The organism is Spirosoma pulveris, assembly GCF_054781875.1.
Genome location: NZ_BAAGTO010000033.1, coordinates 1 through 9,111, shown reverse-complemented (window position 1 = coordinate 9,111; position 9,111 = coordinate 1). Strand labels below are relative to the sequence as shown.

At 45.5% G+C, this 9,111-nt stretch carries 7 protein-coding genes; 1 reads left to right on the top strand and 6 read right to left on the bottom strand.

What is annotated here, in order from left to right:
• Positions 1 to 344 precede the first annotated feature (344 nt).
• The 5 genes from ACYVJM_RS31625 to ACYVJM_RS31605 all read right to left on the bottom strand — a co-directional run bounded on the left by ACYVJM_RS31625 (position 345) and on the right by ACYVJM_RS31605 (position 6,548).
• Complete coding sequence (locus ACYVJM_RS31625; protein WP_461152120.1) at positions 345 to 1,661, bottom strand: thioredoxin family protein; 1,317 nt, start codon at positions 1,659 to 1,661, stop codon at positions 345 to 347.
• 218 nt (positions 1,662 to 1,879) lie between these two features.
• Entirely contained in the window at positions 1,880 to 2,668 is a 789-nt protein-coding gene (locus ACYVJM_RS31620) for a hypothetical protein (RefSeq protein ID WP_461152119.1), read from the bottom strand.
• A 282-nt stretch (positions 2,669 to 2,950) separates the two neighbouring features.
• Entirely contained in the window at positions 2,951 to 3,439 is a 489-nt protein-coding gene (locus ACYVJM_RS31615; RefSeq protein WP_461152118.1) for a hypothetical protein, read from the bottom strand.
• A gap of 432 nt (positions 3,440 to 3,871) precedes the next feature.
• The gene (locus ACYVJM_RS31610; RefSeq protein WP_461152117.1) at positions 3,872 to 4,495 is read right to left on the bottom strand and encodes a response regulator; all 624 of its coding nucleotides are present in this window, start codon (positions 4,493 to 4,495) and stop codon (positions 3,872 to 3,874) included.
• Positions 4,496 to 4,571: 76 nt separating this feature from the next.
• A complete protein-coding gene (locus ACYVJM_RS31605; protein WP_461152116.1) occupies positions 4,572 to 6,548 on the bottom strand; it encodes a tetratricopeptide repeat-containing sensor histidine kinase in 1,977 nt (658 codons plus the stop codon).
• A gap of 1,050 nt (positions 6,549 to 7,598) precedes the next feature.
• Between ACYVJM_RS31605 and ACYVJM_RS31600 the strand changes: the two genes are divergently transcribed.
• Entirely contained in the window at positions 7,599 to 8,048 is a 450-nt protein-coding gene (locus ACYVJM_RS31600) for a response regulator (RefSeq protein ID WP_461152115.1), read from the top strand.
• 123 nt (positions 8,049 to 8,171) lie between these two features.
• Here ACYVJM_RS31600 and ACYVJM_RS31595 read toward each other — a convergent pair whose 3' ends face one another.
• On the bottom strand, positions 8,172 to 8,597 hold the full coding sequence (locus ACYVJM_RS31595) for a response regulator (RefSeq protein ID WP_461152114.1): 426 nt from the start codon (positions 8,595 to 8,597) through the stop codon (positions 8,172 to 8,174).
• Positions 8,598 to 9,111: the final 514 nt, after the last annotated feature.

Sequence of the window (9,111 nt, the reverse complement as noted above, 5' to 3'; positions counted from 1 at the left end):
GGCCTCCTGAACAATGGAGTAGCGGTCTTCGGGAGTAAAACTCCGCCTTAGTTTGCTCATGATTTCTGAATGTAGTAGGACTAAACTGTTTTTACAATTTTGTCCAGCCATTCAGGGGGTTAAGACACAGCCATATCGAAGTAGCCCAATGATTCGCCCTAAAATTTGCTTCGACTCGACAATTTGCCGGCAAATCTGAAGTCTCCAGTTAACGTGGCGGTTCGGAGAAATTGAGGTCTTAAGAACCTAAAACTGTTAGTTGAATTGGTACAAACGTTCAAGAAACCCTAACACTGGCAAAACATGCTCAATTCTCATAAAGATACTAAGAGGCCCAAGCTATACTATAATGTGCCTGCTTTCATTTTCTCCAGAGTCTCTTTACTGTTGCTTTGGTCGGTATCCCTTTCTGCCTCCACAGCTTTAGTCTGCCACTCAATCGCTTCTTGCCTACGTCCAAGTTTATACAAAAGGTGAGCGTAGGTATCCAGATTGGCCGCGTGGGTTTGAATATTCAGTGAACGCTTCGCCCAGTTTAAAGCTTTTTCAAGGAGCTCAGGCTCATCAACGAGCTCGTAGAAAGCCCACGCCCCCTGGTTTAATTGCATCGCTAGAGCGGATGAGTAGGCCGATTGATAATAAGCCTTCATATCCTCAAACGATTCTACCTTACTCGAGTCGCGTTCCCCCCGCAAAAATGGCCCCATCATCTCCTCATAAAGCTCCTGATCGCGCTGCTGAATTCCGGCCAAACTAAGGGTCATGGGAGTACTGTCCAGATACTTACTGGCTACCTCGATTAGCTTTGGGGCACTGCCTACGTGTCGATAAAAATCCATTCGCAGACTGAACGCTTGTTGTTGGTTCACTTCTTTCGATCGGATATCATCCTGGCGGCCTGAATGCTCAATCAGTAGTGTTGCCGCTTGTTCGAACAAATCGGCATCTTTCTGCTGACGAGCTTGCCTCAAGGTTTGCATTACGGCTATCGCTATCGGTGGTGCCTGATTCTCCTGCATGGAGTCCATTAGCTCATGGACGCGGGCCTGATTAGCCTGATACAGTTCGTGAGCCCTGCTGTTGAGGACCATCACCTTGGGGTAATCTAATAAGAGTTTAAGTGTTTCATCGGCCTCCCGCTGCTCGGCTGGTAGGCAAGCCAGATAGTCATTAATTACATCGGTATATGGCTGCTCCATCTGTTTGAGCCGCTTTAGATACGCTTTGATGAAAGCCCCATCGCGATTACCCAACTCGTATTCGGCTTGGTAAGCAGCCAAGGGCTTTTCCGAACGAGTTGAGAGGGCCTCGTCGGCCAACGCAATAAACTCCTCAACGGGGCGCCCTCCTATAGCCACAAAGACCACATCCTCATCAGCATTCACGAAAAAGTAGGATGGGTAAGCCTGAACGTTAAACTTTTGGGCGAGTTCAATGCCTTCTCCCTTCTGAGCATCGGTCTTATAATTTACAAAAGCCGCGTTGTACTTCTTACCAACCTTGGCATCGGAGTACACGTTTTGGTCCATCCACTTACAGGGACCGCACCAAGTTGTAAACAGGTCCAGAAAAATAAGCTTGTTTTCTTGTTTGGCTTTTGCCAGAACCGATTGCCAATCACCTGACTCAAAGTTGATACCATCGATAGGGTTTAACTGCATAATAAATTAGAAGTAAGGACAATTAGGAACGAGAAAAGTTTTCGTATACTAAGTACTATCAAGAAAGACTTGTTGGGTTCCTCCGATGATTGAGAGTACTTCTTAAAATGCGGTCATAGTGATCGAAAAAATCATTGTCTTTCGTGATGAAGGAAGATGGTGGGTGGATAGTAAAAACTCTGTGAACTAGCTTCATTTAGTGGACCCTGACTAAAAACTCATTTAAAGGGATTTGTGAACAGGCCAACGGTCCATAATCCGCCTACCCCTATACTTTCAGTAGAAGGCCATACGATCCCTATTCGAAAAAGACCGTATCCCATGAACGCTTTCGCGCCAAAATCACCAGATGATACGGTTGTTGTCGATCCGTAGCGGTCCTTCAGTTTAACAGATACGGTAGCATAGCCCGCTCCGGCGCTCATGTAAAAATTTGACGTGTTGGATGTTCTGAATATACCGTTGAGAGCTATTATGCCATAGTTTGGCGATCCCTCCCCAAAGAAATTCATTACGTCTACGTCGACCAGGATACCACTTTTACGACCGCTTCCCAGAAAATAATAGCCCGTTCCGTACGTAATACCGCTGGCGTTTCCTATACCCTGCACTGGGGTCGTGTAGCCAAAACTTCCCGTCCAGCCTTTACGCTTGACTTCGGCCACTACGGGTGCCGATTGAATAGCGGGAGTTGATATATATTGTTGCGAGGGAGAAGAGGGACTGTCCGTACGGGCCGGTATTACGGGGACCAGGTTGGATTCAACAGCCGCTGAACTGAATTTCTCACGTGTTCCGTCTTTATAGATTATAACAAACACCTCAGCTTTTTTTAAGCTGTAAGTCGGACCATCCAGTCGATTAAAGTATTTAAATTTTACCTCCTCAGGGGTGATCTCAATAACTTTGGCCGATACTTCGGTCTGATCTGTTTTGAGAATCATATCCTGGGCGTTTGCCATTGTGCAAAGCAGGAGTAGAATGAAGAGAAATTTAGTCGTTTTCATGGTTGTGTGGAATATGAAACCATCCCGTAGGCCAACCTTTTAATTAGTCAGCAGAGAAAGTTTTATTAAAGAAATAGAGATTACTGACCGTTATTCAATGCAAAAAGATTTGCTATTGGTCGCATTGAGAAACCTGCTGACTAATAATTCAGCACTTTGCTACAGCTTCTGCCGATACCTGAATTTAATAAGGAAGAGCGTATTGCAGAAAATAAGACTGCCTTTGTGGATAACTGCCGAAACCAACATTACGTACAGCTTCGGCTGTTACCCGACTGAAAGTCAATTCTGAACCCAAGTCCATACCTGACTTTTCTGGTTAGAACCCGACAAGGTTCCGGTATACGTCTGTTTAACGACTTCATTGACGACAATTCGCAAGGTGTAACTTGAAGCAGACGATGAAGCCGATCCGCATTTTTCGAAATGCTCGACCCATACTTTGTACGTACCTTTTGGTCCCTGCCCATCAGGCCAGAATATATTTTCGTTTGGCCCCTGACCACAGTCGCTACAGTTACAGTCCACATCCAACTGCCCATTGGTACGGGAATAACTGTTATTCCAGTACAGTTCTGCACCTGACGGTTCGATGACATGTAAATCTAAGTCAGCACCGGCCTGGTTCGTGAACTGGAGGTTGAATCGCGGGTTGCCAGGCTGCCCTACTAATCTATCAGGATTAGGATCGGAGTTCGGTTTTTTTTTACAACCATCCAGCCCAACGAGGGAGACAGCCAATAGTAGATAGGTAATCAATTGCTTTTTCATGGAAAATGATGTGGTTAGAAGATTCGAGAAAAATTTACAGGAGAACTTCATTAATAAATCCGGCACGTATCAAACATCTGGACGTGGCAGGGCTGGCCAATAAGGAGGCAACCGAGCCGGGCGAAACCGCATTGGTTCGAGTACTAGAAGGAAATAAGTAGGCATATCAGACAAATAAAAATGATGTGGATAGGTCAAAGCCGCAACTATTTACTCGTTGCCAGATGACACAGAGTTTGTTCGTTTGACGGCAACAAAGGTGGCAGATTCTCAGACACCCGTCAATCACATGATTGGGTGACTAAAACGGGTGTATACACCCTGAAATACAAGGAAAATGCAGGCGGACGAATGGGTATAGTGACCAACAGCCCACTCTTCGCACTATGGGATAGTACGGGGAATGGGCTGTTGAGTGCCGGTCTAAACTGCTTAACGCTTTAAAAACTTGGCTACCGCTTCGGTCACCGAGTGAACGTGGAGTTTTTCGTAGATACGCTTGATGTGAGTCCGGACGGTATCGATGCTAATGCCGGCTTCGGCGGCTACCATCTTGTAGCTGTTGCCAGCCGCCAGCAAGGCCAGGATTGTAGCCTCACGGGGCGTAAGCTGGTCCAGCTCACGGGAGCCCGACGCCTGATGCATCGACTGCATCAGGCGTCGGGCAATGGCCGGCGACATAGGAGCGCCCCCCTCATATACCTCCTGAATAGCGGCCATGATCCTGGCTGGTGACGTTTTCTTTAACAAATAACCGGTGGCTCCGGCGCTGATTGCTTCAAAAACACGGTCGTCATCGTCAAATACAGTTAAAATAAGCACATCCGTCTCAGGAAATTTCCGATGGAGCCGGAGTGTAGCCTCAATCCCCGACATACCTGGCAGTTCAATGTCCATCAGGACCACATGGGGGCGGTCGGTAGCAATTTGCTGCTCCAGTTGCAGACAATCGCCGTAGGCACCAACCAGTTCAAAGTTGTCGGTGGTTTGAACCAGCAGCGAGAGGGCATCGCGCAGTGACTGGATATCTTCATATATGCTGATGCGGACGGCCATGGTTTAGAAAAGATACCCCTAAAGTAGGCGATTTTAACATGCCGTACATCCCATAATCATGCGACCCGTTCCGGACTTATCTCAATTTAATCTGCACAAAAATGGTGGTTCCCTGACCGGGTACGCTGGTTAGGGCGAACGTACCCCCCATTTTTTCGGCCCGTGCCCGCATATTTTTTAGCCCATTGCCACCTAGCGGATTTTTACCGACAGACTGTCGTTGGTCAAAACCAAGGCCATCATCCTGAACTGTAAGTATCAGGGTTGCCTCTTTTCTTTGCAGACGAACCCATACATGGGTAGCCTGTGCGTATTTGGCGCAGTTGGTCAGGGCTTCCCTGTAGATTAGGAATAAATCGTGCCGTTGTTCGATAGGTAAATAAGTGCTGAGCAGCGTCTCGTCGATGTCGAGATGGAAGATTACATTTTGCCCCTCCAATATATCGGCCCCTGCGTCGCGCATCCGCACCGCAACTTGGTTCATGGCATCATTATCGGGGTTCACACTCCAGATAATATCACCCATTGAGTCCATAACCTGCCGGGCTGTTTCGCCAATCTTCTGAACTAAGGCATGAGCTTTTGCAGGATCTTTCTGCGCCAGGTTGACTACGCTCTGGCTCAGGATGCTAATGGAGCTGAGGTAGCTACCCATGTCATCATGTAGATCACGTGCTAAGCGTTGACGTTCAGCCGCCTGGGTTTGAACGATGCGGACGTTAGACTCTTCTCGCTCCTCAAGTAATCGCCGATTGGCTTCAGTTCGGCGTTTCCGTAAGCGTAGCGAATAGATCAGTAGTAATAATAAGCCAAACACTAGTCCCAAAATAATGTATAAAAAATTCATGTCTATAGCTATTAGTTTTGAGATCTGTAGGTTTCGATCCAATGTTAGCTCATCATACACGGCCTGATCTTCAATAAAATTTATTTCCGTGTTAGCTTGGTCAACTGTAAGTGTATCATAAAGTCTCATGTAGTTTGTATAGTACTGCTCCCCGTTTTTTCGCTCTTGCCGGTGCTCTGCTACCTGGTAAAGGGCCATATAAGCCAGCTTATTGGAAATCTTAGAAGTGGGTAGGAGTTTCAGTGCTTTCTGAGCGAATTGATAAGCTAACGTATCCTGTCCCATGCTAGCATATTCACATGCCTGTGTGCTCCAGTTTTCTGATTCAGTTTGAGACTGACCTACCACACCAGCTGCCTTTTTAGCATAAGCTAATGCCTGTTTGTAGCGTTTATTGGTAAAGTATAAGTCCCCTATCGCATTATAGATGAAAAGCTGTACGGTCTTTGAAGGATATTTTTTCAGCAGTGTATCTGCAGCTAAATAATACTTTTCACTTTCAATCATATTTCCCCTTTTTAAATACGATGCACCTAAGAGCTGATCTATATCAAGCAGAAAAGTTCTTAAACTTTTCAAGTTGACGTAGTATCTATCATAGCCTTTAGTTTTAATATATTCTCTAAGGTCAGTATCTACTCCTAAAGAAAGATAGCCAATATGCTCTTTAGCGTAAGCAAGAAAGCGAAGCTCACTGATATGATCTTTTGTTCTAGCATACAGTTTACTCAGTTTAATTCGTGTTCTATACTTAATAATGTTTAAAAAGGAGATATCCGGGAGTAGAGAAAGAATTTCGAGATTAAGTTGAATGGCTTCACGAGTCTTTGATTGATCCGGATGATAATAACCTTCGAGTAAGACTTTGCCCGCAATTTCATAGAGAACATTTCTGCTGGCCCGAGCCTGACGAATCAGTTCATTGCCATAATATAAAGTACTGTCCCGATTGCCATCTCTCCACAGGGAGAGTCTACCCAGATAGTAAAGTGATTTAAGTCGAAGTGAATCCCGTCCAGGTGTTTTAGGCAATACAGTCAACGTGCGGTTTTGCTTTTTAGCCAGAGCTGCCAAACTATCCATGTAAACAGGATCAATTCGCCGATTCATTGATAGTTCCGGCAAGGGCTGGAATTGACCCAAGCAATCGTCTGAATAATAAACACAGGCGATGATTAGTAATGTCAAGCGAATTAACCAATTCATCTTCAATTCAGTATAAAATCAAAGGACGGCGGTCAAGGAACATTAGGGTGGTCCCCTTTTGCCGGACACTTTAATTATGAGAGTTTAATAGAAACAATTCTATAACATTGGTTTTCAACGTTAATCGGTGAACGGTAGCCTAAGGACGAGTACAGCCTACGGACGTTATAATAACCGCTCCACGGTGGCCTTAAATATAGTTAAACAACCGCTCAGGCGGCCCTGTCATTATGGACATCTTCTAGACTAATAAAACAGCCGCACGGGCGGCCCCGCATCTTCCAGCAACTCGGCTTTTAACCGGCCCCAAAAAGACTCGGCATGAGCGTTTTGGTAGAAATTATTGGCATCAACCATACTTTGTAGAAACCGCCATTTATCCAGCCGGAGCCGAAAAGAATGTACGAAATAATGATCACCTAGGTCCGACCGGATCGATGGAAGATCAAACCCGGTTTGAGTTGACGTTACTGGAGAGACTGGTTGAATGCCTGTACAATTAGGCTTTCTATCACGTGTTTATCAACGTGATATCGTTCAAATTAAGCCTAGAGGTCACAATTTAATGAACGCGTAAATGTTTGTATATCAAAATTTTGTATTGCTCTTCTGTTACCTTGAAACCGTTCACGAAAAGGCTGGTTTATGCGAAGTACATTTTCATGCCGAATTGGTCGCCGATCAGTTAAGTCAGTTAATGGCGTAGATGAATTAATCGCAAAGAACAGAATGGGGCAAGCCGTCAAACATCAGAAAATAGCCGGCTCGTTCCATACTTAAAGTAGTTGTTGCTTAACTCGCTTCTGGTTCCGCTTTCCTTAACCAATCCGTTCTTAGCTCTTCTGGTAGCGACTACCGAGCTATTTTGGTGTCTTAGCTATAGACACATCATTCACCCGCATATATATATGATAAGTCTGGATTTTATAATGCGGAGTTAATTTAGTTTAAACTACCTTTAAGACCAATCCTTTCATCCTGAGTCTCCTCTCCGCCTTCTGCTCTGCTCCATAGGCTGTCGGTCAAGCTACTCGTTTAGTCACCGCTTCTATGCAGTCCCCCTTTTTAATTCTGCTCGTCGATGACGATCCCTTGCTTTTAGACGTTTTACATCGCGCCTCCCGAGTTAGTTTCCCTGAAGCCTCTTTCATCCAGGTGCTGAGCAACCCCGAAGCTATCAGCTACATTCAGGAGCTGGATCAGTATGGGCCTAAACTGATTCTGCTGGATGTTGATCTGGGTTCCAACCAGAGTGGACTCGACTTTGCCGCCTTCCTTCGAGTTCATCCCCAAGGCCGTTTTCTCCCCCTTGTCATGCTCAGTATTGACCAATTACCGGCCACTGTTGGCTCGGCTTATCTGGCCGGGGTGTCTTCCTTTACGGTCAAACCGACCAGCTTTGGGGACTGGAAGATTTATTTTGCGACCCTGCGACTCTACTGGTTCAGGACAGTAACTATACCACCTGTTCGATTTCACAAACTAGCCCATTGGAAATAGCCGTTGTCCCTTTTAAAAGCTCAGTTCACGGCTTAGTGTGGAGATTTCAGGTCTCTTGACCAGCGGCCCGCTCCGGCGTACCGAAATGGCCCGACAACGCAGATCCCACCTCATCAGTAGGGGCTAAAAACTACCATCCGGATGGAGACATTCAGTCCAGTAAGCCAGAATCAGCCTGATCTGTTGTTTCAGCTCGGTGTAACGGACCGGTTTTTTAAAGTATCCCTGGACCGTTTCATCATAGGCCGTCCGAACTAACCCCGGGTCGGCGGCTGTCGAGACAAACAGGAAGGGAATCGATTTTTGCCTTAGGTAGTCATTTTGGTTGAGCTGTTTTCGCAGCTCGATGCCACTCATAAGTGGCAAGTTGATGTCACACAAGATTAGAAAAGGCTTTTGAGCCGTACTTTCCAAATACTGGAACGCAGCTTGGCCATCCCTGAAAAAGTGTAAATCATTCGTGACTTGTAGCTCCTTGAGGGCGACGCTCACTAACTGTTGGTCGTCCTCATCATCTTCGATACAAACTATGGGGCCTGTGATTGACAAGAGAAGTATATTAATTATGAGTTTAATACAAACTCACGCTGACACTACACCTGAATGAGTACTAATGTTTCGTATTATATGGATGAGGTTCTAATAACAAGCCTAATTGGATAGAACTTGATGTGGTCTAGTAGCCGCGGAGGTGACATAAGAAGAGAGGTTTTTAAGTGTTTTGCAATTTCTGATAAATATAACTGCTGCCGCGGGGGGCTTTTTCGTTGTTGAGCCATCGTGAGTTGCTTGATTTTGCCGTTGCTACTCGACCCGTCGATAGTTAGTCAAATGTTGAACATGCTAATCTACTAATAGACAAGTATTAGGTTTATGCCTTGGAATAGTGAAGCTTACTGACATAAATAATTGTTAGTTCAATTATTCTCAACAAATGCTCGTGGCTGTTGCACAACTCTGCCAGTGCCTAAAACTGCATGATAGATGGAGTTTTTGTACCTTCAGCTATCTATGCAAGGCAGAAAACACGACCGCGAAAAACTCATCACCTCTTTCCACCTTT

Bases quoted from the DNA above. Each gene is read 5' to 3' on its own strand.
- ACYVJM_RS31625 (WP_461152120.1), bottom strand. From the start codon at position 1,661: ATGCAGTTAAACCCTATCGATGGTATCAACTTTGAGTCAGGTGATTGG.
- ACYVJM_RS31620 (WP_461152119.1), bottom strand. From the start codon at position 2,668: ATGAAAACGACTAAATTTCTCTTCATTCTACTCCTGCTTTGCACAATG.
- ACYVJM_RS31615 (WP_461152118.1), bottom strand. From the start codon at position 3,439: ATGAAAAAGCAATTGATTACCTATCTACTATTGGCTGTCTCCCTCGTT.
- ACYVJM_RS31610 (WP_461152117.1), bottom strand. From the start codon at position 4,495: ATGGCCGTCCGCATCAGCATATATGAAGATATCCAGTCACTGCGCGAT.
- ACYVJM_RS31605 (WP_461152116.1), bottom strand. From the start codon at position 6,548: ATGAATTGGTTAATTCGCTTGACATTACTAATCATCGCCTGTGTTTAT.
- ACYVJM_RS31600 (WP_461152115.1), top strand. From the start codon at position 7,599: ATGCAGTCCCCCTTTTTAATTCTGCTCGTCGATGACGATCCCTTGCTT.